The 23,593-nt window shown below is 65.5% G+C and carries 20 protein-coding genes and 2 tRNA genes; 10 read left to right on the top strand and 12 right to left on the bottom strand.

What is annotated here, in order from left to right; all coding sequences use genetic code 11:
* Positions 1–85 precede the first annotated feature (85 nt).
* A complete protein-coding gene (locus ACFWCF_RS10090) occupies positions 86–1,477 on the top strand; it encodes a glycine--tRNA ligase (protein ID WP_378560446.1) in 1,392 nt (463 codons plus the stop codon).
* 94 nt (positions 1,478–1,571) lie between these two features.
* Here the strand turns inward: ACFWCF_RS10090 and ACFWCF_RS10085 are convergent, their stop codons facing one another.
* Positions 1,572–2,912 (bottom strand): cytochrome P450, encoded by a 1,341-nt coding sequence (locus tag ACFWCF_RS10085; protein WP_378560444.1) that lies wholly within the window; start codon positions 2,910–2,912, stop codon positions 1,572–1,574.
* A gap of 163 nt (positions 2,913–3,075) precedes the next feature.
* Entirely contained in the window at positions 3,076–5,082 is a 2,007-nt protein-coding gene (locus ACFWCF_RS10080; protein ID WP_378560441.1) for a TPM domain-containing protein, read from the bottom strand.
* A gap of 88 nt (positions 5,083–5,170) precedes the next feature.
* On the opposite strand from ACFWCF_RS10080, the gene ACFWCF_RS10075 reads away from it, so the two are divergent.
* Genes ACFWCF_RS10075 through dnaG form a run of 3 tightly spaced genes read left to right on the top strand, consistent with a single transcriptional unit; the run spans position 5,171 to position 9,133 of the window.
* Positions 5,171–5,863 carry a YdcF family protein gene (locus tag ACFWCF_RS10075; protein ID WP_378560438.1) on the top strand — a complete coding sequence of 231 codons (693 nt, stop codon included), beginning with the start codon at positions 5,171–5,173 and terminating at the stop codon, positions 5,861–5,863.
* 30 nt (positions 5,864–5,893) lie between these two features.
* The gene (locus tag ACFWCF_RS10070) at positions 5,894–7,165 is read left to right on the top strand and encodes a deoxyguanosinetriphosphate triphosphohydrolase (RefSeq protein WP_378560434.1); all 1,272 of its coding nucleotides are present in this window, start codon (positions 5,894–5,896) and stop codon (positions 7,163–7,165) included.
* 48 nt (positions 7,166–7,213) lie between these two features.
* On the top strand, positions 7,214–9,133 hold the full coding sequence (gene dnaG, locus ACFWCF_RS10065) for a DNA primase (RefSeq protein ID WP_378560431.1): 1,920 nt from the start codon (positions 7,214–7,216) through the stop codon (positions 9,131–9,133).
* 2 nt (positions 9,134–9,135) lie between these two features.
* On the opposite strand, the gene ACFWCF_RS10060 is transcribed toward dnaG, so the two are convergent.
* The gene (locus ACFWCF_RS10060; RefSeq protein WP_054807162.1) at positions 9,136–9,381 is read right to left on the bottom strand and encodes a hypothetical protein; all 246 of its coding nucleotides are present in this window, start codon (positions 9,379–9,381) and stop codon (positions 9,136–9,138) included.
* A gap of 148 nt (positions 9,382–9,529) precedes the next feature.
* Between ACFWCF_RS10060 and ACFWCF_RS10055 the strand changes: the two genes are divergently transcribed.
* Positions 9,530–9,602 (top strand) — tRNA-Asn (locus tag ACFWCF_RS10055).
* 266 nt (positions 9,603–9,868) lie between these two features.
* Positions 9,869–9,942: transfer RNA gene (locus tag ACFWCF_RS10050), tRNA-Ile, on the top strand.
* Positions 9,943–9,951: 9 nt separating this feature from the next.
* Here the strand turns inward: ACFWCF_RS10050 and ACFWCF_RS10045 are convergent.
* The 5 genes from ACFWCF_RS10045 to ACFWCF_RS10025 all read right to left on the bottom strand — a co-directional run bounded on the left by ACFWCF_RS10045 (position 9,952) and on the right by ACFWCF_RS10025 (position 14,927).
* Positions 9,952–10,962, bottom strand: coding sequence for a phytoene/squalene synthase family protein (locus ACFWCF_RS10045; RefSeq protein WP_378560428.1), 1,011 nt, complete (start codon positions 10,960–10,962; stop codon positions 9,952–9,954).
* Positions 10,955–12,568 carry a phytoene desaturase family protein gene (gene crtI, locus ACFWCF_RS10040; RefSeq protein ID WP_378560425.1) on the bottom strand — a complete coding sequence of 538 codons (1,614 nt, stop codon included), beginning with the start codon at positions 12,566–12,568 and terminating at the stop codon, positions 10,955–10,957. The genes ACFWCF_RS10045 and crtI overlap by 8 nt, the downstream gene beginning before the upstream one ends.
* Before the next feature lie 76 nt (positions 12,569–12,644).
* Positions 12,645–13,859 (bottom strand): glycosyltransferase, encoded by a 1,215-nt coding sequence (locus tag ACFWCF_RS10035; RefSeq protein WP_378560422.1) that lies wholly within the window; start codon positions 13,857–13,859, stop codon positions 12,645–12,647.
* The gene (locus tag ACFWCF_RS10030; RefSeq protein WP_378560419.1) at positions 13,856–14,674 is read right to left on the bottom strand and encodes a carotenoid biosynthesis protein; all 819 of its coding nucleotides are present in this window, start codon (positions 14,672–14,674) and stop codon (positions 13,856–13,858) included. The genes ACFWCF_RS10035 and ACFWCF_RS10030 overlap by 4 nt, the downstream gene beginning before the upstream one ends.
* 73 nt (positions 14,675–14,747) lie before the next feature.
* Entirely contained in the window at positions 14,748–14,927 is a 180-nt protein-coding gene (locus ACFWCF_RS10025) for a hypothetical protein (RefSeq protein WP_378560416.1), read from the bottom strand.
* A gap of 224 nt (positions 14,928–15,151) precedes the next feature.
* Here ACFWCF_RS10025 and ACFWCF_RS10020 point away from each other — a divergent pair, with 224 nt between their 5' ends.
* Positions 15,152–16,123, top strand: coding sequence for an endonuclease/exonuclease/phosphatase family protein (locus ACFWCF_RS10020; protein ID WP_378560862.1), 972 nt, complete (start codon positions 15,152–15,154; stop codon positions 16,121–16,123).
* A 135-nt stretch (positions 16,124–16,258) separates the two neighbouring features.
* On the opposite strand, the gene ACFWCF_RS10015 is transcribed toward ACFWCF_RS10020, so the two are convergent.
* From ACFWCF_RS10015 to ACFWCF_RS10000, 4 genes are read right to left on the bottom strand one after another with little or no spacing between them, the layout of a single operon-like run.
* On the bottom strand, positions 16,259–17,029 hold the full coding sequence (locus tag ACFWCF_RS10015; RefSeq protein WP_378489813.1) for an SDR family NAD(P)-dependent oxidoreductase: 771 nt from the start codon (positions 17,027–17,029) through the stop codon (positions 16,259–16,261).
* Positions 17,030–17,081: 52 nt separating this feature from the next.
* On the bottom strand, positions 17,082–17,876 hold the full coding sequence (locus ACFWCF_RS10010) for an SDR family NAD(P)-dependent oxidoreductase (RefSeq protein ID WP_378560413.1): 795 nt from the start codon (positions 17,874–17,876) through the stop codon (positions 17,082–17,084).
* Positions 17,877–17,883: 7 nt separating this feature from the next.
* Positions 17,884–18,711: an SDR family NAD(P)-dependent oxidoreductase gene (locus ACFWCF_RS10005; protein ID WP_378560410.1), complete on the bottom strand. Its 828-nt coding sequence runs from the start codon at positions 18,709–18,711 to the stop codon at positions 17,884–17,886.
* Between the two features lie 35 nt (positions 18,712–18,746).
* Positions 18,747–20,717 (bottom strand): flavin-containing monooxygenase, encoded by a 1,971-nt coding sequence (locus tag ACFWCF_RS10000; RefSeq protein ID WP_378560407.1) that lies wholly within the window; start codon positions 20,715–20,717, stop codon positions 18,747–18,749.
* Between the two features lie 101 nt (positions 20,718–20,818).
* Here ACFWCF_RS10000 and ACFWCF_RS09995 point away from each other — a divergent pair, with 101 nt between their 5' ends.
* The 3 genes from ACFWCF_RS09995 to ACFWCF_RS09985 all read left to right on the top strand — a co-directional run bounded on the left by ACFWCF_RS09995 (position 20,819) and on the right by ACFWCF_RS09985 (position 23,566).
* Positions 20,819–21,715: an IclR family transcriptional regulator gene (locus ACFWCF_RS09995; protein ID WP_378560404.1), complete on the top strand. Its 897-nt coding sequence runs from the start codon at positions 20,819–20,821 to the stop codon at positions 21,713–21,715.
* Positions 21,716–21,738: 23 nt separating this feature from the next.
* On the top strand, positions 21,739–22,548 hold the full coding sequence (locus ACFWCF_RS09990; RefSeq protein WP_378560401.1) for an alpha/beta hydrolase fold domain-containing protein: 810 nt from the start codon (positions 21,739–21,741) through the stop codon (positions 22,546–22,548).
* Between the two features lie 79 nt (positions 22,549–22,627).
* Positions 22,628–23,566, top strand: a complete 939-nt coding sequence (locus tag ACFWCF_RS09985; protein WP_378489819.1) for a cyclase family protein — start codon at positions 22,628–22,630, stop codon at positions 23,564–23,566.
* Positions 23,567–23,593 lie beyond the last annotated feature (27 nt).

Below are 23,593 nucleotides of genomic sequence, written 5' to 3'. Positions count from 1 at the left end.
CGCATGTTCGGAGTCCGACCATGGAGCGATAGTCTTGGAGATCGACGCATGCTGCGAACCCGCATCCGAGATGGAGAGAATCCGAGTGGCACCCAAATCCAAGATCGATACCGTCGCCAACCTCGCCAAGCGCCGCGGGCTGGTCTACCCCTGCGGTGAGATCTACGGCGGCACCAAGTCGGCCTGGGACTACGGGCCGCTCGGTGTGGAACTCAAGGACAACATCAAGAAGCAGTGGTGGCGCAACATGGTCACCAGCCGCGACGACGTCGTGGGCCTCGACTCGTCGGTGATCCTGCCCCGCCAGGTGTGGGTCGCATCCGGTCACGTCGGCGTGTTCAACGACCCGCTCGTCGAATGCCTGAGCTGCCACAAACGCCACCGTCAGGATCACTTGCAGGAGGGCTACGCCGAGAAGCACAAGCTCGACGATCCCGATGCCGTGGCGATGACCGAGATCGCGTGCCCCGACTGCGGCACCAAGGGCCAGTGGACCGAGCCCCGCGACTTCAACATGATGCTCAAGACCTACCTCGGTCCGATCGAGAGCGAAGAGGGCATGCATTACCTGCGCCCCGAGACCGCGCAGGGCATTTTCGTGAACTTCGCCAACGTGCTCACCACGTCGCGCAAGAAGCCGCCGTTCGGCATCGGCCAGATCGGCAAGAGCTTCCGCAACGAGATCACGCCGGGTAACTTCATCTTCCGCACCCGCGAGTTCGAGCAGATGGAGATGGAGTTCTTCGTCAAGCCGGGTGAGGACGAACAGTGGCACCAGTACTGGATCGATTACCGCATGGACTGGTACACCGGACTGGGCATCAACAAAGACAATCTGCGCCTGTACGAGCACGCACAGGAGAAGCTGTCCCACTACTCGAAGCGCACCGTCGACATCGAGTACCGCTTCCACTTCCAGGGCAGCGAATGGGGTGAGCTCGAGGGCGTCGCCAACCGCACCGACTTCGACCTGACGACCCACGCGAAGCATTCGGGCGCCGATCTGAGCTTCTTCGACCAGACCACCAACGAGCGCTACACGCCGTACGTGATCGAACCGGCAGCCGGCCTCACCCGTTCGCTGATGGCGTTCCTCGTCGACGCGTACACCGAGGACGAGGCGCCCAACGCCAAGGGCGGTGTCGACAAGCGCACCGTGCTGCGTCTCGACCGTCGGCTCGCGCCGGTCAAGGCTGCGGTGCTGCCGCTCTCGCGTAACGCGGATCTCAGCCCGAAGGCCAAGGATCTCGCCGCTCAGCTCCGCCAGAACTGGAACATCGAGTTCGACGACGCGGGCGCGATCGGCCGTCGCTACCGTCGCCAGGACGAGATCGGCACGCCGTTCTGCATCACCGTCGACTTCGACACGCTCGAGGACCAGGCGGTCACCGTCCGCGAGCGCGACACGATGGCGCAGGAGCGCGTGAGTCTGGATCAGGTCGAGGGTTACCTCGCGCAGCGTCTGATCGGGTGCTGATCGCAGGCACCCTCACCCACGCCTGATGATCACAGGCGCAACGGCAGAAGGCAGGCACACCGCGTCGACGCGAGGTGCCTGCCTTTTCGCGCGGCTACTGTGATCTTCTGGTCTGCGCCGTGATGGGCTCGGCGAGCCCCTGCTCGTCGCACTCCTTCTGGAGTCGGGCCAGCGTCTCGTCGAGACCGGGGCCGAGCCGGGGGCCGGGGGTGAAGGTCGCGGGAAGATTCCGCATCCCCTGGATGATGCCGATCGTCTCGTAGTGCACTGCTTCGGCGGGGTCGCAGTAGAAGTCCGGCATGCGGTCGAGGACTGCGATGAGCATCCGCTTGAACACTGTCCGTGCGACATTGGACCCGATGCATCGGTGGATTCCGAGTCCGAAACTGAAGTGACGGTTTCCTTTCCGCTCGATATCGACGCTGTGGGGGTTGTCGAACAGTGACGGATCGCGATTGGCCATCGCCCACGAGAGCCACAATCGTTCACCTTCTCGGAACTGGGCTCCGGCGTAGTCGCAGTCTGCGGAGAAGGTCCGGCCGTCCCCCGGGGCAGGTGTGAAGAACCGTAGGAACTCCTCGGTCGCAGAGTCGAGCAGGGTGTCGCGCTCGAGGCTGATCAGTTCGCGTTGGTCCGGATTCTGGGACAGCCATTCGAGCGAGTGCGCGGTCAGCGCGGTCGTCGTGTCGAATCCGCCTCCGATCAGCAGCGACAGCATGCCGAGAACTTCCCCGTCGGGTGGGTTCTCTCCGTCGATGTCGGCGTGGACCACCGCGTTGACGAGACCGGGGCGCGGGTGCCTGCGGATCTCCGCGACAGCGGCGTACAGATCAGCGCCCATTGCGCGCTGCAGTTCGCCGATGCGGGCCCGGTCGGGGGAGTCGGGCGGTGTGTACACCGACGCATGTACCGGTTCGTTGTAGATCTCCCATTTGGCGAGCGGGATGCCGAGCATGCCGAGAGTGAGTACTGCAGGCACGATATTGGCGAGGTCGTCGACGAAGTCGATCCGGCCGGTGGTGATCTTCTCGTCGAGGCACGCGCGCACCACCTCGTCGATGACGGGAATCCATCGTGTGACGGCAGCCGGTGAGAGGTACGGGTTGAGGGCCTGGCGATAGTAGCGATGCTCGGGTGGGTCCATCTCGAGCATGCCGCCCCGGACGCCGTTGGCAAGCTCGCCGGTCGGGATGGTGATGCCGCGGTATCCGCGCCGGACACCCTGGACGTCGTTGTCGTTGGAGATGTCGCCCGACCTCGCAAGATGGAAGACCTCGTCGGCTCCGGCCGCGACCCAGTGCCCGCCGTGGGCGTCGGTCCACGCGATGGGGCAGCCTTCGTGCATGTCGCGGGTGATGGACTCGAACTGCTCCCGGTACTCGGGTGCGTGTCGATCGAAGTGGATGTGGTTCTTGCCGGAATCGGTCTGGGTCACGACCAGGAGCTCCTCATCTGAAAATGTGGTGCGCGTCACCGAGTGGGGCGGTTGACGGCAAGCTACCAGTGTTCTGCTGAGCAAGAAAGCAATTCGATGACTATGAGAGTGATCTTCTCGCTGCGGGGTGCTCAGCATTCAGAGTGGGATCGTCCCGAACATGCTAGAAGCGGCCCCCGCTCGACCCTCCGAAGCCGCCCCCACCGCCGCCCCCGAAGCCGCCACCCCCGAAACCGCCTCCGAAGCCACCGCCACCACGGCCACTGTTGAGGACGCTGTTGATGAGGATGCCGCCGAGGATGGCGCCGGTCATATTGCCGCCCGACGAGCCGCCATGCGGCGGACGCTGCTGACGGTCCCATTTCTGCACGTCGTCCTGGGCGGAACGCAACGCCTTCGCAGCCAGGCCCGCGGCGGCCTGCGCGTGCTGCATCGCGGACGCCGGATCCGATTGCGCGAGCTGCTGCGCTGCCTGCAGATGACGTTCGGCCTCCGACAACCGGGTGCGGGCCTGCGCTCCGACGACACCGCGCCTCGTACCGATGAAATCGGCTGCGGCCGTGACCTGTGCCTGCGCCGCCGCCAGATCCTGCTGAAGACGTCGGCGGGCCTGCTCCTCGGCTTCCTGGGCTTCACGGGTCTGCGCACGCAACGCATCGAGTCGCGCATCCGTTTCCACCACCCGCGTGAAACTGCCCAGCGGGTCGTTGTGCTGCTCGGCCCGTGCATGATCGAGCGCGTCCTGCGCTGCCTTCCGCGCTTCGTCGAGTTCCGGACCGCCTGCCGCTGCGAGCTGCGCGGCGTCCGCGATGCCCTGCGCCGCATCTTCCATCGCTTCGGGAAGGGTCGCGATAGCTCGTCGGATGTCCTCGGCCGCGTGATCGAGGGCGTCGAGCAGCATCGCCCCGTGCCCCAGGGCTCCTTCTGCTTCACGGATGGCCCGCACCGCGTCGCCCTGCTCGCCGGCGGGTCGTGCGACCGCGGTCCGTCCCTCGTCGACTGCCTTCTCCGCGAAGGCGATCTCTTCCTCCGCGAGCGTGACGTTCTCGACGACGGGAGCGAGAGCACCCGCGGGGAACTCGCTGCGCAGCTGAGCGAGGATCGTCTCGGATCGGGGGAGTCGTGCTCGCAGCCCGATTGCACGCTGAGTGAGCGCATCGAGGCGTTCGGGGGCGTCGAGGAGCAGGTTGCGCATGTTGTCGAATGCCTCGACCTGCGCGTCGAGGTCGTCATTCGCCTTACCGCACGAGGAGATCAACTGCACGAGCATGTCGCGCTGCTGCTGCGGGGTCTCCGGGATGTCGTCGTCGAGTCGCTGCCGGATTTCGAACGCGGACGTGAGTGCGGTGCGGGCCTGGTCGTAGGCGCGGTCGAACGGTTGCACGGCGGACCGGCCGAACTCTCCGCGTGCCAGTTCGAGTGCCTCGGCGCTCGAGCGCACGGCATTGTCGGTCTCCACGAGCACTTCCTGTGCGTACAGCTCGAGGCCTTCGAGCGGTAGCGAACGCAGGCTGTCGACGTCGTTCGGATCGATCTGGGCAGCCTGCGCAGCACCGGCCTTCGCGCGGTTGCTCTTCGACCGGCGCGAGTACAGGTACACCCCGCCGGCGCCTGCGGCGATGACACCGCCGCCGACCAGCAGCGTCGTCGCGGGCGCGCTCGACGGCGTGAGTGCGTTGCCGAGGCCTTCGGCAGCGCCGACCGCGGCTCCCGCCCAGTCGGTAGGTTCACGCAACTCCGGTGTGATGTCGTTCGCCACGATCCGGTCGCGTTCCGACGCGCTGACTTCGGAGCCGTCCGGAGTCCACAGTGCGAAGTCGCGATCGTCGGTCGCGACAGCAAGCAGGGCCGTGTCCGAGCCGAATCCACTGGCCTGAGCAGTCGTCTGCACCCAGGTGTCGCGGTCGTATCCGTCGAACGTCGACACATACGTCACCCAGAGCTGGAGTTGGTGCTCGTCGTACAACGCATCGGCCGTTGCCTGGATCCGCGAAGTGTCGTCACCGCTCAGCACACCCGCTGTGTCGGTGATCGGTTGCGGTAGCCGCGACGGCGGCTCGGCGAAGGCGATCGCGGGAGCCATCAACCAGGCTGCGACCGCGAGCAGGACGGGGACGAAGGTGAGTACGGCTGTCGAGGGATGTCGGTCCGCGGCCGATAGGTGAGCCATGGGACGAATCTAACGGTTCGGTGCGTGCCGGTGGCGCCGTGGCGTGTGTCCGCACGGGTGTCCGGCCGCGCACTGGCAGAATCGGGGAGTGAGTACCGCATCCCGCCGCCCCGGCATGGCCACGAGTGCCGACGAAGACCGACGCAGTTTCGGGTCCGGTCTCGCCCGGTGGTGCCGTCGTCTGATCGCCGGACTGCTCCTCGCTGCGGTCCTGGTGGTGGGCGGTACGGCAGTGCGGGTGTGGCAGGTCGCGCGCATCGACGATTGGACGCCCGCCGACGCCATCGTCGTGCTCGGCGCCGCGCAGTACTCGGGAACCCCGTCTCCGGTGTTCGAAGCGCGCCTCGAACAGGCCCGCAAGCTCTACGAGAACGGTGTGTCCGACACCATCGTCACCGTCGGCGGCAAGCAGGAAGGCGACCTGTTCACCGAGGCGGCCTCCGGTAAGAACTACCTCGTCGAGACCGGCGTGCCCGCGGACGCCATTGTCGCAGTCGAGGAGGGGGCCGACACCCTCCTGAGCATCAAAGCCGTCAGCGAGGAGATGAGTGCGATGGGCCTGTCGTCGGCGGTGCTGGTAAGCGATCCGTGGCACGGTCTGCGTACCCGGACGATGGCACGCGACGCGCGGCTCGACGCGTGGACAGCGCCCACCAGACAGGGTCCGGCGGTGTTCACACGCGAATCGCAGTTCCACGGCATCGCCCGGGAAACCGGGGCGCTGATCTGGTACCAGATCACGCACTACTCGGCAGACTTCGAATACACGGCAGACCAGTGACATAGGGTCGCAGCGACGAAGGGCGGTGGTATGCCGGGATACAGCGAACACGATCTCGCGCGACGTGTGGAGGAAGCGCCGAAGCGATCGGGACTCGCCGGTGCGGAATCGGCTGCGTCCGATCGCACCGCATTCGCGAGGGACCGCGCCCGCGTCCAGCACTGTGCGGCGCTGCGCCGGCTCGCGGACAAGACACAGGTGGTGGGTCCGCGCGACGGCGACACCCCCCGCACCCGGCTGACCCACTCGATGGAAGTGGGTCAGATCGGTCGCAGCATCGCCGAGGGGCTCGGGGCAGACCCCGACGTCGTCGATCTGGCAGGCCTTGCCCACGACATCGGTCACCCTCCCTACGGGCACAACGGCGAACGCGCGCTCGACGAGGTCGCTGAGCCGTGCGGAGGCTTCGAGGGCAATGCCCAGAACCTGCGGATCCTGACCGCACTCGAACCGAAGATCCTCCACGCGGACGGCACCAGCGCGGGATTGAACCTCACCCGCACCTCGTTGGACGCGACGCTCAAGTACCCGTGGATCCGTCCCACTCCGGGTGCGAAGTTCGGCGCGTACGACGACGACGCCGACGAACTGGCATGGATCCGAGACGGTGCACCCGAGCGCCGTCGCTGTCTCGAAGCGCAGATCATGGACTGGTCCGACGACGTCGCCTATTCGGTGCACGACGTCGAGGACGGCGTGATCGACGGCCGCATCGATCTGCGGATCCTCGGCGACACCGATTCGGTTGCAGGCCTCATCGCGCTGGGCCTGAAGGAGTTCTCCGGCCTCGATCCGGCCGAACTGGAGGAGGCGGCGCAGCGCCTGTCCACCTTGCCGGTCGTGGTCGGGGTGGGAACCTACGACGGCACACTCGCCGGCGCGGTCGCCCTCAAGCGGCTCACCAGTGAACTCGTCGGCCGGTATGCGACGGCCGCTATCAGCGGCACCCGCGAGGTCACCGGCAATGCGCCCATCACCCGCTACGACACCGACCTGGTGATCCCGCAGATCGTGGCGTCCGAGGTTGCGTTGCTCAAGACCATGGCGCTGCAGTTCGTGATGTCCGACAGCGCTCATCGATCGAGACAGGTCGGCCAGCGCGAACGCATCCATCGGGTCGCCGAATGGTTGCTGCGCACGGCACCGGTCGGACTCGACCCGATCTTCGTCGCCGAGTGGGAGGCCGCGCCCGACGACGCAGCCAAGGTGCGGGTGATCGTCGATCAGATTGCGTCCTTCACCGAATCGCGACTCGAACGGGTCGACCGCGACAGCCTCGCCGCGCAGGCCAGCTGGGGCTAGCAACCACCGCCGCCGATCTGGCCGAGAACACGGCCTAGACTCGTCGGCGTGGCCGGCAGAATTTCAGACAGAGACATCGCGGCCATTCGCGACCGCGTTCGGATCGAAGACATCGTGGGCGACTATGTCGCCCTCAAACGCGGCGGCGCCGACTCGATGAAGGGGCTGTGCCCCTTCCATGACGAGAAGTCGCCGTCGTTCCACGTCCGCCCCAACCACGGGCATTACCACTGCTTCGGCTGTGGTGAGGGCGGCGACGTCTACTCGTTCATCCAGAAGATCGAACACGTCAGCTTCGTGGAGGCCGTCGAACAGCTCGCCGAACGTGTCGGCTACACCCTCAGTTACGAGGGCGGCGGACCGTCCGTGCAGCGCGACCGCGGGACCCGCGCCCGTCTGGTTGCCGCGAACGCCGCCGCGCAGCAGTTCTACGCCGAACAACTCCGCGCCCCCGACGCACAGGCCGCGCGCGACTACCTCACCGAGCGCAACTTCGACCAGACCGCCGCAGAGATGTTCGGGTGCGGCTATGCACCCGCGGGCTGGGACCATCTCACCAAGCATCTTCTCGGCCGCGGATTCGAGTTCGCGGAACTCGAATCCGCGGGATTGTCGAGGCAGGGGCGTCGCGGCCCGATCGACCGGTTTCATCGGCGCTTGCTGTGGCCCATCCGTAACCTCGCGGGCGATGTCATCGGGTTCGGCGCCCGCAGGCTGTACGACGACGACCAAATCACCGCCAAATACATGAACACACCGGAAACGGTGCTGTACAAGAAGTCTCAGGTCCTTTTCGGTCTCGACCTCGCGAAGCGGGAGATCGCCAAGTCGCATCAGGCGGTGATCGTCGAGGGCTACACCGACGTCATGGCCATGCACCTCGCCGGAGTGAAAACCGCCGTCGCCTCGTGTGGTACCGCATTCGGCGACGAGCACCTCGCGATGCTGCGTCGTCTGCTCATGGACGACAGCTACTTCCGCGGCGAGGTCATCTACACCTTCGACGGAGACGCAGCCGGACAGGCCGCGGCGATGAAGGCGTTCGAGGGCGACCAGAAGACCGCAGCGAAGACGTACGTCGCGATCGCCCCGGAGGGGATGGATCCGTGCGAGCTGCGGCAGGCGTCGGGCGACACCGCCGTCCGCGAACTCGTGGCGCGACGCACCCCGATGTTCGAGTTCGTCGTCAAATCGATCCTGCTGGAACACGACCTCGACACCGCTGAAGGTCGCGTCGAGGCGCTACGCCGATGTGTGCCGGTCGTCGCGCAGATCAAGGACCGGTCTCTGCGCGACAACTACGCGGTGCAGCTCGCGCACTGGGTGGGGTGGGACGACATCCCCATGGTCCGCCGCCGGGTCCAGGACGAAGCACGTCGAGGAGGCGGGCGGGGATCGACGCCCAAGCCTCGGCCCGCTGCCGTCGACAAGGGGTCGTCATCGCAGGAGCCGGCGATGCGACGCCCACGGCCGGGAGATCCTACGCTGTGGCCGCAACGTGACGGGCTCAAGGCGGCGCTGCAGTATCCGGGTATGGCGGGAACGGTGTTCGATTCGTTGCCGGGCGAGACGTTCACCGACCCGGCCTACTCGGCCGTGCGTGAGGCCATTGCTCGCGTCGGTGGTGTCGGGTCGGGGATGGGCGGCGCCGAATGGGTAGATGCCGTCGGGCGCGCAGCGACCGACCCGGTCGTGCGCTCGTTGGTGATGGAACTCGCAGTCGAGCCGATTCCCGCCGAAGAAGACCGTATGCCCCGCTACATCGGGGGAGTGCTGGCGCGCCTGCAGGAAGTGTGGGTGGGTGAGCAGGTGGCGGAGCTGAAATCGAAGCTGCAACGCATCTCGCCTGCCACGGAGTCCGACGAATTCCACGCGCTGCTGGGCGACCTCGTCGCGCTGGAGCAGTATCGGCGCAGCTTGCTCGACCAGGCCATCGGCGATGCGGGCGGCGACGGCCTGGCCGGCTGACGCTATTTCTTGAGCTGATCCCGCGGGATCATGATCGTCGTCGTCTCGTCGATCGGCTTCATCGGTTCGAGCTTCGGCTGTGGGTTCAGAGAATCCGAGAGTTTCTGACGTCCCACCTCGATGGCCTTCTTGGTGACCGGGCTGGCGGCCACCGCCTTGGCGGTCTTGCTGATCTGTTCGTATCGGGCTCGACCTGCCCGGGTGCCGAGTACGTACCCCGCGGCAACCCCGACCAACAATCCCATCAATGTGTCGTCCTTCCACCATGTGTGCGCGTCCTCCCCATCCTGCCCGATGACGCTCCGCATGCCCACATGCAGGCGATTTGGTTCTGAGGCGGGAGGGGCGCTATGGTTTTTCACGCACCGAGGGAAACCCCGGAGCACCGCAGATCAATCCCCTGTAGCTCAATTGGCAGAGCATTCGACTGTTAATCGAAGGGTTGCTGGTTCGAGTCCAGCCGGGGGAGCGCGCAGAATCCTCCCACCCCGTGCGGGGTGGGAGGATTCTTTCGTTTCACCGGCCGTCGCGGTGTGACGTACTCGATAGAGTCGCCTTTCGAAACTTTCCTCCGCTAACCCGGGTTTCCTCGCGTCGACGACCTGAGGAAACCCGGGTTAGCGGAGGAAGGCTCTCATTGGTCCACCCGGTGCGGCGGAACGCGCTCGCCGCCGGGTAGCATGCGTACGCGCTGTCCGATACGGAAAGCGCTCTGCAGCGCTGTGTCGCTGTGGAGGGGCGGTAGCTCAGTCGGTTAGAGCCGTGGACTCATAATCCATTGGTCGCGGGTTCGAGCCCCGCCCGCCCCACCCCCTCCGTCAGGATCTCAACCGCGTCCGCAAGGCGATCCATCCGGCTTCGGCGAGTCGAGGCGCCGCCACCGCCACGCGACGCGGGCGGGATACATGTGCGCGCTCGTGGAGCACGCGGTATCCGCTCTCCTCCACCTTTCTCAGGATGTCGCGGTACAGGACGAATGCGGTGCGCATCCCGGGACGAACACCGGGGTCCAACATGTCGATCCCGGGCTCGGCCGTCCGGTACACCGCTCGGGTGTGGGCGATCAGGTGGGCGAGTGCCCGCTCGAGCCTCGGGTCGCTACGGCCGGTCGCCCGGCAGTGGCGCAGCAGATCTTCGTCGACGCCGAAGGCGTTCAGCTCGTCGGTCGGCAGATAGATGCGATCGCGGTCGAGGTCCTCGCCCATGTCCCGGATGAAGTTCGTCAGCTGGAAGGCTTCGCCCAGCGCGACCGCAGGTGCGGCTGCGACGGCAGGATCGGCTTCCGTACCCAGGATGGGGAGCATCTGCAGGCCGATGACGGCAGCAGATCCGTACATGTACTCCGACAGCTCGTCGAGCGTGCGGTACCGCGAGCGGAACATCTCGGTTCCGGGTATATCCATCCTCATCGAGTGCAGGAAGGCGTAGTAGTAGTCGTGTGCGATGCCGTAGCGCGCTGTAGTGTCCACCAGTGCCCGGAGAACCAGATCGGACCTGCTGTCGCCCAAGGGTTTTCCGTCGAAGGCAGCCCTGATGTGGCGTTCGAAGGCGTCGAGTTTCGCGATCGCGATGTGGTCCGCCTGCGTCGGTGGAGCACTCGATACGTCGACCGGGGTGTCGTCGAGGTCCGAGTCGGCTGCTCCCGCATCGACATCCACGATGTCGTCGACCATCCGCGCGAAACCGTAGAGTGCGTGCACTGCGGCCCGCTTCTCGGCAGGAAGCAGCCGGGTGGCGAGGAAGTACGTCTTCCCATGCTGTTCGTTCAGCTCTCGGCACACGCGGTATGCGGTGTGCAGCCGGGGGTCGATTCCGTCGAGTTCACGCATGATCGACACCGGCCTCGGAGAACGCGAACGATGTGTCCTTGCCCGACCCGGTAACGCGCTCCGCGGCGAGTCTTCCAGAGATGAGGACGGTGGGAACGCCGACGCCGGGGGTGGTGCCGGAGCCGGCGAGGACCACATTGTCGACACCGCGAACGAGATTCTTGCGGCGGAACGGACCTGTCTGACGGAACACGTGCGCCGAGGAGAACGGGCTGCCCGCGAGCATCCCCTTGTCCGACCAGGTCTGCGGTGAATCGAGTCGATCGACGACCATCGAGGACGACAGGCCGTCGTAACCGCGCTGTTCCAGAACCGCTTGGATCTCACGCATGTAGGGGACAGCCAGGCTGTTCCAGTCCAAGGGCGCGCTCGAAAGGTTCGGGCACGGTGCGAGGATGGAGACCGGCTCGCTCCGGTCTTCGCCACGATCGACGCACAGCGAAGGATCGGTGACTGCCGGCCGTGTGATCAGTAGCGACGGATCCTCCATCAACTGCCCGCGGCCCCGGCGTGCCGTGATGCGCGCAAAGGTCTCCGACCACTGCTCCCCGAAGTCGATGGTGTGGTGTGCTTGCGACGGCCACGACTGCGTCACCCGGGTCGGAACCGTGCCGTGAAAGACGACGGCCGACGGGGAGACCACGGCGTAGCCACGTTTCCGACCCGCGGACGTCACCGCAGCACGGTCGAGTAGTCGGTCGACCACCGGCAGGTCGGTGGTGAGCACCAGTGCATCGCACGCAAATCGTCGACCGTCCGCGGTGCGGACACCTGTCGCGCGTCGGTTCGCGATGTCGATGTCGGATACTTCGGTGCCGGTGTGCACGATTCCTCCGTGGCGTCTGAATGCGTCGGCCATCGCGTCGGCGATGCGCGACATGCCACCCAGAGGGAAGTAGACGCCGAGGGACGTGTCCATGTGTGCAATCGCGCCGTAGACGCCCAGTGCGGTCGACGGAGACGTCCCTGCATACAGTGCCTGGAACGTGAAGATCCGTCGGAGGCGTCGGTCGTCGACGAACGATCCTACCCGCGAGCCGAGGCGCCCGAAGCCACCCAGACGAGCCAACGTCGCCGTATCGCGCAACGCCGCTGGGGACGACACGAGATCGAGCGGTGAATCGAAGTTCGAATCGATGTAGCGATCGAACTCCGCGTCGAAGATCGATGCGAGCCATCCTCTGAGTTTCCGGTAGCCGACGGCTTCGTCCGGGCCGCAGACCCTCTCGACTTCGGCGGCCATGGTGTCGGGGTCCTGGTACACGTTCAGAGAGGTGTCGTCGGCGTAGCGCGCGTGGTAGCTGGGCGAGAGTTTCGCCAAGGTCAGCGCGGGCGTGGTCGATCCGAACGATTCGCCGACAGCGGCGAGGGCGTCGGCAATCAAATCGGGCATGGTCAGGACGCTTGCGCCGTTGTCGATGTCGTAGAGCGGACGGCCGGTGTTGTCGAGTACCCGATAGGTCCCGACTCGGCCTCCGATCGTGGCCTCGCGTTCGAGGAGGGTAACGGTCTTTCCTGCGCCGGTGAGATGAAGTGCAGCCGCAAGACCGGCCAGTCCTGCCCCGACCACGACGACCGAGTCGACGTTCCCGGGCACCGTCTTCATGCTCGACCGCCCATCGTGAGTACCGTCCTGTGTCGGAACTGGTCTTCGGCAAGGTCGAAGGGCGACATCTCGACTCTCATTTCTCGTCTCCCGGCTCGTGCAGTGATCGACTCTTCCACGACAGTTGGTTCCGTGCGCGACGCCGGTGCGAGTCGAGAACCAAGGTCGCGAAGAGGGCGGTGGATACCGGGTGGGCCCCGGCGTACACGGTCTGCCGAACGATGCCGGGTCCGCCGCCCGCTTCGGACCGTGCGGACGAGGTACGGGCAACGACAGCGGCGAGGTAGCCGACAGCTCCCAGCCGACGTGTGCTGCCCGATCCCAGAAGAGCAGCAGCAGGAGGCAGGAGGTACGCGATCATTGCTGCGCCGAGCACGGCTGCTGAACCTGCCTTCCCGCCGAACGAAGACCACAGCCATCGCGTGTACCCCGCCCGGAGTTCGGTCCAACCGCGGTACATCCGGCAGCTGACGAAACCCGCGCCCGACACCAGGACGGTTCGACGGCCCCTGCGGCGAAGTGCGCGGGCGATATCGAGATCCTCGGTAGGACTCGACGCGACCGATTCGTGCCCACCGATCTGCCGGTATGCGGCGGTGTCGAACATCAGAAATTGACCGCAGGCCACCGCCAGCGAAGCCCGCAAGGACCGATTCGACAGGGGAACAAAGAGGCTCGACATCCACGAGAAGCTCAGCATCGGCTGGATCAACCGCTCGGAGACGCCGAGCGCGTGTTGTTCGGGCCAGGGACACACCAGCGCCGCGTGATGCTCACGTAATGCGGTGACGGCCGCCGCAATAGCATCGGAGGACAGCCTGACGTCGGCGTCGACAAAGGCTATTACCTCGGCCCGCGGAGTCGCCGTGAGCGCAACGTCGGCAAGGGTTCGGCAGGCTGCCGACTTTCCGGTCCACCCTGGACTCGGCTCGGCATCGGTCGAGACGACGGTGACGCGTGGATCGCCGTCGGCGGCGCGCACAGCAGCCGCTCGGGTCTCATCGCTGGAATCGTCGTCCAGGACGAACACCCGAAGCTCGCCCGCATAGGTCTGTGCCCGCAGATCGGCGATGAGTCGCGGCACGGTCTGCTCCTCGTTGCGAGCCGGTATGCACACCACGACGGACTCGTATGTCGAAGCATTGTCAGGTCGTCGTAGACGGGGCATGAACAGCGTGTTCGCGATCGATGTGACCGCAGACAGACCGGCGAGCACAGCGCCGGCCGCAGTCAGTCGGTGCACGGCGCGCGCCGCCGGGTGTCGCCGCGTGGACGGAGTCGACTCGCTCATGTCTGCACCGGTACCTTCCGGCGCTCTCGGAACCACGTCGCTACCAGAGGAATCCCGACCACACCCATGACACAGAATCCGTAGATCGCCGAGTATCGCAGTTCGTCGCCTTCGAGGAAAACCGCGTGAGCCAGGGCCGACCCGAGCCACGTCCACAGAAAGAGAGCAAACGGCGCAGCATCGGAGATGCGCAGATCAGCCGTCGACGACATATCGACACGCCGCCCCACATATTCCATGATGGCCGCCATCAACAATGCGGTGAGTATCCACCCGAGATAGTTCGTGTACGGGATCGAGGGTATGCCGGGAAGGCCCGGATTTCCCGAGGTCCATGTCCATTGGCCGTCGGTGACCATCTGGGTATCCAGATACAGATCCCAGCCGACCATTCCGATGGCCGCGAGCGCGATCCGGTAGACGGCGTGCCGATCCGGTGGGACGCGACTGCGTTCGATAAGATACGACACGGCACACCACACCGGATAGAACCCGGCTGTCCACGCCAGGGGAACGATCGCCGGGACCCCCAGAATGTCGGGTCCCAGCCGGTCTGTGGCATAAAAGTAGCTTCCGAACGGGACACTGGTTGCTGTACCGAGGAGTTCGATTGCGATGCCCAGTCCCGCGGTGGCCCCCAGAAGCACCAGTGCCCATACGGCCCCTCGCCTGAGCACGGCGTGGACGAGTACAGCAGCGGCGAGCAGGACGACCACGGCGATCGTGACCATGTCACGAGTGGTTCCGGTCGTGAGGGGGTACGCGATCTGGGTCAGCACCGCGCACACGACCAGGGCCCAGACAAGGCGGATCATCGGGCCTCGCTTCCGAAGGAATGCTGTCGAGCCGGCCGTACCGCTGGGACTTGGGGCAGACTCGGCAAGTTGATCATTGCAGCCGCCGATCGTCTGCTGCCCCGGTATCTGGGGATGCTTCCTCGGTCATGTCGTGCGAGTCGGACCGTTCGACGCGTGCGGTCGCTTCCATGAACAACTGAAGGAACCCGATGCCCGCGGCGTGGCCGCCCGGATCGTCGTCGTGAGGGAATTCATCGGGAGAAGGTGTCATGGTGAAGACTCCTGCTGTGCGCGCATGAAGACCGCTCCTTGGGGTTCCGCCGGGCCGACATGGTTCGGCTCGGAGACGGCCGTGCACCGTCTGGGAGCGATTCGGTGCCGGGACACCCCCGGATGGGTGGCACCTCGAGAATATTTCACCGGTCGTGATCAGTGCATGCACGAACAAGCCCTGCGCGGGTACGTCCTCTCACGCGTGGTTGTCTTGACAGCGTGATGGCGAAGTGGATGCGGGTCGGTGCGGGGATCTTCGCGTGGCTCGCTACGGTGACCGGTGCTGCTGGGGCAGCGTTGCACTACAGCACCTCGTCGGCGCGGCTTCCGGTCCTTGCGGCATCGGCGGCGTCGTACATGATGATCGCTTCGGTGGTCGGTGCGGTGGTCTTCGCGCTACTGCGGTACCGCGTTGCTACTGCGGTCGCGGTGCTGGTCGTCGTCGCTGCGGTGTGGATTCAGGCTCCCCGGTATGTCGGTGAGTCGGGAGGAGACGGGGGAGACGCGCTCACGGTGATGCAGGCGAACATTCTCTTCGGAGAGGCAGACCCGATCACGGTGGTAGCCGAAGTGGAAGCGCGCCGCGTCGATCTGCTGACCGTGAGTGAGCTGACAGCCGAAGCGGTCGACGCATTTGCACGCGAAGGTCTCGATCGGATCTTGCCGTATCACTTCGTCGTGCCGGAGCCCGGCGCGGGAGGGACCGGGATCTGGAGTCGTTTCCCGCTGTCCGACGAAGTCGAGTACGACGGATTCGTCATGAACCAGGTGTCGGCGACGGCAGACGTACCTGGGGCCGGGCCTGTCGCGGTCTATGCGTTCCATCCGGTGCCCCCGGTCTACAACACGGAAGTGTGGGCCGACGAATTGTCGCGTCTGCAAGAGATCCTCGAATCCGCGCCATCGGGGCCGGTGATCGTCGGCGCCGATTTCAACGCGACCTACGATCACGCGCAGTATCGCGCGATGCTGACCGGGCGCCTCCGAGACACCGCAGAGCAGGTCGGCGCGGGACTTCTGTTCACCTATCCGGCCGAGGCACGGCTTCCTCCAGTGGTCGGCATCGATCACATCCTCGTCGCAGGTGGCCGTGCAACGTCGGTGGAGACGGTGACCCTCCCGGGATCGGATCACCGGGCGGTGGTCGCGCAGATCCGGCTCGACCACCGCCCGGCGCACTCGGGTACTCCGTGATCCACGTACCGTCGAGGAGGGATGGGCCCCATGGCCTCCGCCTCGGACAGGTTGAGCCAGTCGGCTTCCGACGCCAGGTCGGCGCCACCGTTGGCCGAGTGTGACGGGTGATCCCTGCTGTCGGAGATGTGCGGCTCACATCGGATCCCGGTGCGGGCCGGCGAGCTGGCCACCGTCCACGACGAGGGATGTGCCCGTGCAGTACGAACTCTCGTCCGACGCGAAGAACAGAACGGCATTCGCGATATCCTCCGGCGTGCCGAATCGGGTGATCGGCTGCTTCTGGATCGCCGACTCGAGCCGCGCCTTCACCGCACCGGTGTGCTTGGCGGTCATCGGTGTCCGGATGAATCCGGGGTGGACCGAGTTGATGCGCACATTGTGGGGACCGCCTTCGAAGGCCACCGTCCTGGTCAGGCCCGTGACCGCGAACTTCGATGCTGCGTACGAGGTCATCCCTTCGACGCCGACGAGCCCGTCGATCGAGGAGATGTTGACGATGGAACCGCCACCGTTGGCGCCCATGATGGGTAGCGCGGCGCGGGTGCCCATCCACACCGACGAGAGATTGAGGTCGAGGATTGCTCGATGTCCCTCGTAGACCTCGTCGACGATCCTGCCGACACCGCGTCCACCGCCGGCGTTGTTGACCAGCACATCGAGCGGTGCGAAATGCTCGCTGGTCGTCGCCATCAGACGTTCCCAGTCGCTCTGGTCGGTGACGTCGGCGTGGACGAACAGTGCTGCGGAGCCCACTTCGTCGGCGACGCTCTTCCCGCGCTGGTCGTCGACATCGGCGATGACGACACGCGCCCCCTCGTCGGCGAACCGCCGTACCGATGCCTCGCCGATTCCGCTGGCACCTCCCGTTACCACGGCAACCTTGCCTTCGAGCCTTCCGCTCATGTCGAAATCCTCCTCGAGTGGGGTCCTACGGATGTACAGATCTGCGCGTTACTCATGCCATGAACGACCCGCCGTTGATCCGCACGACCTGACCGGTGACGAACGCTCCTGCCCCCGAGGCGAGTTGAAGTGCCGCCAGTGCGATGTCGCGGGTGGTGCCGACGACCCCGAGCGGTGAGGCAGAGGCCATCTTCTCCACATACGCTGCACGCCTGTCCTCGTCGACGGTGCCGTCGGTGTCGGTCCAATGCTGGTTGGTCATCCCCGTTTCGACCCAGCCCGGTGCGAGGGCATTGACGCGGATGCCGGACGGTGCGAGTTCCAGTGCAAACGTGCGCGTGGCCTGTACGACGGCCCCTTTGGACATCGCGTAGGTGATCCGTCCGGGGCTGGAGCGGTCGATGATGCTCGACGTGAGGTTGATGATGCTTCCACCGGATCTCATGACCCGGCCCGCGGCCTGGCACGCGTAAAAGGTGCCGCCGACGTTGATCCGGAGCACCCGCTCGAGCTCATCGGGAGTCACGTCGAGGGCGTTCCGCATGATCATGACCCCCGCGGCGTTGACGAGGATGTCGAGCTGTCCGTACTCCGCGACGACGTCGTCCACCACGCGCGACACGGCCACGGGATCGGATACGTCCAGTGTGCTCGTCGCGATCGGGGTTTCCTGTTCTCCACCCTGTGCGCGCGTCTCTGCGAGACCTGCGTCGTTCACATCGGTGGCCACGACGTGCGCGCCCGCCGCGGCGAGCACGAGCGCCGTCTCACGGCCGATGCCGTTGCCGCCGCCGGTGACGAGTGCGACTTTGCCGGTGACGAGGAATGCGTCGGTGATCGAGGTCATCGAGTCCTCAATCCTGCGACGCGGTGGAGAAGGCGGCGTTCCGCCCGATGTGCTCTTCCTTCATGCCCCAGGGGCTCATAGCGAGCGCTCCTCCGTCGACGACCAGGGTCTGGCCCGTGATCTTCGCGGAGAGGCGCGACGCGAGGAACAGCACTGCGTCTGCGATGTCGCGGCCGCGCGGTGGTGCGAGGGCGTTGACGACGTCCTCGCCGAAGGGGACCTCCGGGAGATCCCAGTTGCCGCCGCCGACATTGCCGGGAGCCACCGCGTTGACCCGAACTCCGTCCTTGCCGTACTCGTCGGCGAAGGTCTTCACGAGAGACATGACGCCGGCCTTCGCGGCACCGTATGCAGCATGGAATCGCGACGAACCGATTCCGTCCACCGAGGTCAGCGCCATGAGCGAGCCGCCCTGCTCGTTGGCCGCCAGGTAGGGGACGGCTGCCTTGAAGACGTAGAAGACCTGCGTGAGATTGACGAGAAGCTGTGCGTTCCACTCCTCGTCGGAGAACTCGGCGGCCTTGCTCCACATGGCCTGCCCGACGATGTCGACGCAGACATCGAGACCCCCCATGCGGGCTGCGGCCTCGTCGACCGCGCGACGGGCCTGGTCGGACTCGAGCACGTCGGCAACGATCGCGAACGCCGTGCCGCCCTCGCCGGTGATCTCACGGACGATCTGATCGGCCCGCTCGGCGTTCTTGTCGACGCATGCAACGGTGGCGCCGGCGCGTGCCAGTTGCAGCGCGGAGCCGCGTCCGTGTCCGGCGCGTGACGGCACGAATCCTGCGCCGATGACGATCGCGCGGGCGCCGTCGAGTCCTAGATCGATCATGTGTGGCCAGCTCTCTTTTCAGTAGAAGGTCGAAGTCAGGACGCGGTGACGAACGAGGCGCGTCCGTCGGACGTGCGGGCGTGAGAACCGGTCCGGGTGAGAATGAAATCGTCGCGCTCGAAGTTCAGGAAGCGTGTTCCGAGATCGAGTCCCGGCAGAGGAGTGCTCGTGCTCAGTCGACCGTGCTCGTTGACGTAGTAGTTCTTTTCCGGGTTCGCGGCGGGGTCGAGCCAGATCATCTTGCGCGCCGTCTCATCGACCGCGTTGTTGTATTCCCAGAACGCTGCCTCCGTGACCTCGGCGCAGTCGTCCCCGCCCTCGATGACGGCAACCATCACCCGGGCGATGTAGCCGACCCAGGATTCCATCCAGGCGGGAAGCCCGCCGACCCCGATTCCACCACCCGTTGCCGGTTGCGCGTTCGGACCGTAGAGCACGAACAGATTCGGGAACTGCGGAACGGCGAGGCCCTGGAAGGCGCGCGGGCCTCCCTCCATGTTCCAGCGATCCTCGATGTGCACGCCGTCGCGGCCGCGGAAGTCGATGGGCCAGAGCCACTTCGTCACCTCGAAACCGACTGCGGTGAGGACGATGTCGACATGTCGCTCGGTACCGTCGGCGGTGACGATGGCGGTGTCGGTGAACCTCGTGATCCCGTCCGTCACCAGCTCCACGTTGTCGCGGGTGAGCGATCGGTACCACTTGTTGTCGACCACCGGACGTCGCGCGGCAGGGGTGTAGTCGGGAACGAGTCGCTCGACGAGGTCGGCTCGGTTGTCGACCTGACTGCGGATGTACTGGGTCAGGTTCTCCCGGAGCTTGTCGTTGCTCTCACTGAAGTAACCTCCGGCAGCACGCCATTCGGGATCGGGCGTGATGGTGCCGCGGGGGTCGGCGGGTTTGAGCGCGGTGGTACGAGCCCAGTTCCAATAGTGTGGAATGTTGTCGAGCACCCATCGCATTTCCTCGGTCACCGGTTCGCCGTAGCCTTCGCGCGGTGCGATCCATTGGGGGGTCCGCTGGAACACGTAGACCTGGTCGGCGTCCTCGGCGATCCGGGAGAGCAGCTGGACACCGGTGGAGCCGTTGCCGATGATCGCCGCGGTCTTGCCCTTCACGGTGTGCTGCTCGGTCCATCCCGTCGTGTGGAGCACTTCGCCGGTGAAGCCGTCGATGCCTTCTGTGTCCAGCTTCTTCGGCGTGGAGAAGAGCCCGGTCGCGGTGACGGTGAAGTTGCAGGTCACCGTCTCCGTTTCGCCGGACGCGTCCGTCACGCGTATCGACCACAGGGACGAGTGCTCATCGAACTCGGCCGCCTGTACCTCGTGCTCGAACCGGATGTGGTCGTACACGCCGTACTTCTTCGCGACGGTCTCGATGTAGTGACGCACCTCGGGTTGGCGCGCGTACTGCTCGGACCAGGGGTAGTTCTTCATGAAGCTGTATTCGTACGTGGTGCTTGCGGTATCGACGCGCGCGTCCGGGTAGGTGTTGATGGCCCAGGTTCCCCCGACGTCCGGACGTCGTTCGTAGATCACGTACGGGATCCCGAGTTGCTCGAGTTGCACACCCATCGCGACGCCGCACAGTCCGGCGCCGGTGATGACGACGCGGAAGTCGTCCGCGCGCAGGGGACGCTCACCGGTCCAGTGTGAGAAGACCGGAAACTCCTCCAGTGCAGGCATTGTGCGGGCGACCACGAACTCGTCGTCGGTGAGTTCCTGGCCGAGTGCGATCTCCATCATGGTGCGGATCTCGTTCTCCTCCAGCTCACGGGGGACGTATGTGGAGGCCTGGCCGGCGAGAAACTCCTCGGCCTTTCGGAAGAGTTCCTCGCGTGATTCCTCGGCGATCGTCATCTCGAACGCGGCACCGCTACGAATCGGCACCAGTTCGAGTTTCATCGCCGCGAGGTCGGGGTCTCCGGTGGCGTGGAGCAAGGCCAGCCGCAGGGCGTGGAGGTTCGAACTGGCGAGAGCCTGTCGAACGAACAATTTTTGTTCCACTGAAGTCTCTTTTCAGTATTTCGAAAACTGTTCCAGTACTTGATGGATTACGCTAGCGTCAGCTCTTATCGGCGTCAACGATGTTCGGAAAAGGGATGTGAATGGCTCTCTCGGCGCGGCGCGCACTGCAGGTGCTGGATTTTCTGACCGCGAATCAGCGGGGCACGTTCACTCTGAGCGAGCTGTCCCGGGTGTTGGATGTGAGTCCCGGATCGATGTTCGCGGTGCTCAAGGTGATGGCCGACGAGGGTTACGTCTCTCGGCATCCGCGTCATAAGACGTACACGCTCGGCCCTGCCGCTGCGGCGGTCGGCCATGCGGCGGCCGACGCACATCCCGTCATCGAACTCGCTCGACTCGAGATGGTCGATCTGGCCGAATCCACGGGCTTCGAATGCTCGGGCACTGTCCAGGTCGGCAAGGATGTGCTCTGCATTGCGGTGGAAGGGAGGCCTACGGGTCGACCTGTCGAGCTTGCGCCGGGGCAGCGAATACCGCTGCAACCGCCGATCGGCCAGCCCTTCCTGGCGTGGATGCCGCCCGCCGAGGGGCGCGAGTGGATCACCGAACTACCCGAGGATCTGCAGGAACGCGTGGCCGACTATCTCCGCTCCCACGGTCCGGTGGTGCGGCAGCGGGGATACTCGATCGGTCTCGACGATCTGCGTCCTGACCGCCCGTCGGTGTCTCGGAAACTCGCGGAACACCCGAACGACGCCGACCTGCGAGAATCGCTGCTGCAGCAGTTCTTCGAAGGGCTGCCCGACTATGCCGTGCTGGAGTTCGAGCCGGATGCCGTGTACAACGTAGGAAATATTGCGGTTCCGGTATTCGATCCCGATGGGCGCGTTGCGTTCTGCCTCACGCTTCTTCATCTCGGTGAGATGACAGGCAGGGCGATCCCGGCTGCTGCGCAGCCTGTCATCGCTTCGGCTCAGCTGCTGACGCGGCAGGTCGGTGGCCGTGCGCCGAACCATGACTGGGCCGAGCCATTCTGACCGATGCCACAACGAGGACGGATATGACCGAAGTTTCTTCGAGCCACGAGCGTCTCGACGTCGAGATCGAGGCGCTCGATTCTGCGCCCGTGCCGATCCTGCGAGTGCGGCCGGCCGGTGCCCGCCCGGATGCGGCTCTGCTGCATTTCCACGGGGGCGGCTTCCGGAAGGGCTCACCGCAGATGTTCGCCGACAGCGTTGCCCGGATCGCGGCGGCGTGCGAAATCCAGGTGTTCGCGGTGGGCTACCGACTGTCCGGCGAGTGCGCGTTCCCCGGAGCCATGGATGACGCGGTCACGGCGTATCGGTGGGTCGCGGGCATGATCCCCGGCGAGCGCCTCGGGCTGTGGGGAGATTCTGCAGGCGGTGGACTGGCGGCTGCGCTGTTGCTGCGCCTTCGGCAACTCGAGATCCCGGGCCCCGCCGGCGCGTTTCTCTTCTCGCCGTGGGCAGATCTGCGGAACATCGCCGGAAGCTACCGCGAGAACAGGCGCACCGATGAGCGATTCTCGCTCGAGCAGGCGACAGAAGCGGCGGGCGCATACCTGTCGGGTCATCCTGCGGAGGATCCGATGGTATCTCCCGTGCTCGGCGACTGGACAGGGCAACCCCGACTTGTCGTGCAGTGCAGTGATTCCGAGGTGTTGCGGGACGACGCACTGTTGTTGACGCGAACGGCGGAGGACGCCGGGGTCGATGTGCGCGTGAAGGTGCACGAAGGCGTACCGCACATCTGGAACCTGTCCTATCCGGCGACGCCTGCGTCGGGGTCGGCGATTTCGTACATGGCCGAGCAACTCGAGGAGTTGTTCGGACCGAATTCGCGACGCTGAAGGCTTGCCTGCAGCCGCTGGGAGAATTATGTTCTCCTGGTGCTGGATCTGCATTCTGGCGAAGAGTGAGGGAGTCGGGTTGGCGACGATCGACATGGACGGGGTTCGCGAAGTCGGGCGCGAACTGAGCAACTGGGGTCGCTGGGGTGACGGCGACCAGCGCGGCACGCTCAACCTCCTCACGCCGGCGAAGGTCCAGGAAGCTGCCGCGACCGTCCGGCGCGGGGCGTCGTTCTCGCTGTCGATGCCCGCCGACGAGCACGGACCGCACGACATCCGGACCAGCGGGCGCTTCAACCCGATCCATACGATGACTCGATATCGCGGTGACATGCCGAAAGGTCAAGTGCTCGAGGTGTGTTCGTCGGAAGACATGCTGATCCTCGGGACCCATTCGACGACACACTTCGATGCACTCGCGCACGTCTGGTACGACGATCTGCTCTACAACGGATTCCATCACGACACCGCTGTCACCGCGTGGGGTGCTGAACGCTGCTCGATCCAGAACCTGGTGGCGGGGGTCGTGTCTCGCGGCGTGCTGTTCGACGTGCCGCGGCACTTCGGCGTCGACTACCTTTCGCCCGGCACGCAGATTACACCGGAGATACTCGACGCTGTACTGGGAGAAACCGGAATCACCGTGTCCGAAGGCGACATCATGCTGTTGCGCACGGGAACCTATCCCCATCATCGACGCGGCGCCGACGTCGCACTCAGTGGGTCCCCGGGGCTCACGTGGGAGTGCGCCCGATGGATCCGCGACCACGGTCTTGCGGCAGTGTGCGCAGACAACCTCGCGGTCGAGGCGCTCGGCGCGAATCCCGGCGGGCCGATGATTCCGTTCCACATGCTCGCACTCCGCGACATGGGCCTGCTCCTCGGTGAGATGTTCGACTTCGAGGAACTCGCCGAGGACTGTGCCGCGGACGGCGTGTACGAGTGCATGTTCGTAGCGTGCCCGCTCAACATCCCGGGCGGTGTCGGATCTCCGCTCAATCCGATCGCGGTCAAGTAGCGAGAGGATCCACAGTGCTCGCGGTTC

The sequence above is a fragment of the Rhodococcus sp. NPDC060090 genome (assembly GCF_042729855.1).
In the GTDB taxonomy this organism is placed as follows: Bacteria; Actinomycetota; Actinomycetes; order Mycobacteriales; family Mycobacteriaceae; genus Rhodococcus.
The sequence above is the reverse complement of the archived record's forward strand: the minus strand, read 5'-3'. Positions and strand labels throughout refer to the sequence as shown.

Coding starts and splice junctions, on each gene's coding strand:
- ACFWCF_RS10015 (WP_378489813.1), bottom strand. CDS start 17,029: ATGAGCGGAAGGCTCGAAGGCAAGGTTGCCGTGGTAACGGGAGGTGCC.
- ACFWCF_RS10025 (WP_378560416.1), bottom strand. CDS start 14,927: ATGACACCTTCTCCCGATGAATTCCCTCACGACGACGATCCGGGCGGC.
- ACFWCF_RS10020 (WP_378560862.1), top strand. CDS start 15,152: ATGGCGAAGTGGATGCGGGTCGGTGCGGGGATCTTCGCGTGGCTCGCT.
- ACFWCF_RS09990 (WP_378560401.1), top strand. CDS start 21,739: ATGACCGAAGTTTCTTCGAGCCACGAGCGTCTCGACGTCGAGATCGAG.
- ACFWCF_RS10080 (WP_378560441.1), bottom strand. CDS start 5,082: ATGGCTCACCTATCGGCCGCGGACCGACATCCCTCGACAGCCGTACTC.
- ACFWCF_RS10035 (WP_378560422.1), bottom strand. CDS start 13,859: ATGAGCGAGTCGACTCCGTCCACGCGGCGACACCCGGCGGCGCGCGCC.
- ACFWCF_RS10070 (WP_378560434.1), top strand. CDS start 5,894: ATGCCGGGATACAGCGAACACGATCTCGCGCGACGTGTGGAGGAAGCG.
- ACFWCF_RS10045 (WP_378560428.1), bottom strand. CDS start 10,962: ATGCGTGAACTCGACGGAATCGACCCCCGGCTGCACACCGCATACCGC.
- ACFWCF_RS10005 (WP_378560410.1), bottom strand. CDS start 18,711: ATGATCGATCTAGGACTCGACGGCGCCCGCGCGATCGTCATCGGCGCA.
- ACFWCF_RS09995 (WP_378560404.1), top strand. CDS start 20,819: ATGGCTCTCTCGGCGCGGCGCGCACTGCAGGTGCTGGATTTTCTGACC.
- ACFWCF_RS10010 (WP_378560413.1), bottom strand. CDS start 17,876: ATGACCTCGATCACCGACGCATTCCTCGTCACCGGCAAAGTCGCACTC.
- ACFWCF_RS10030 (WP_378560419.1), bottom strand. CDS start 14,674: ATGATCCGCCTTGTCTGGGCCCTGGTCGTGTGCGCGGTGCTGACCCAG.
- crtI (WP_378560425.1), bottom strand. CDS start 12,568: ATGAAGACGGTGCCCGGGAACGTCGACTCGGTCGTCGTGGTCGGGGCA.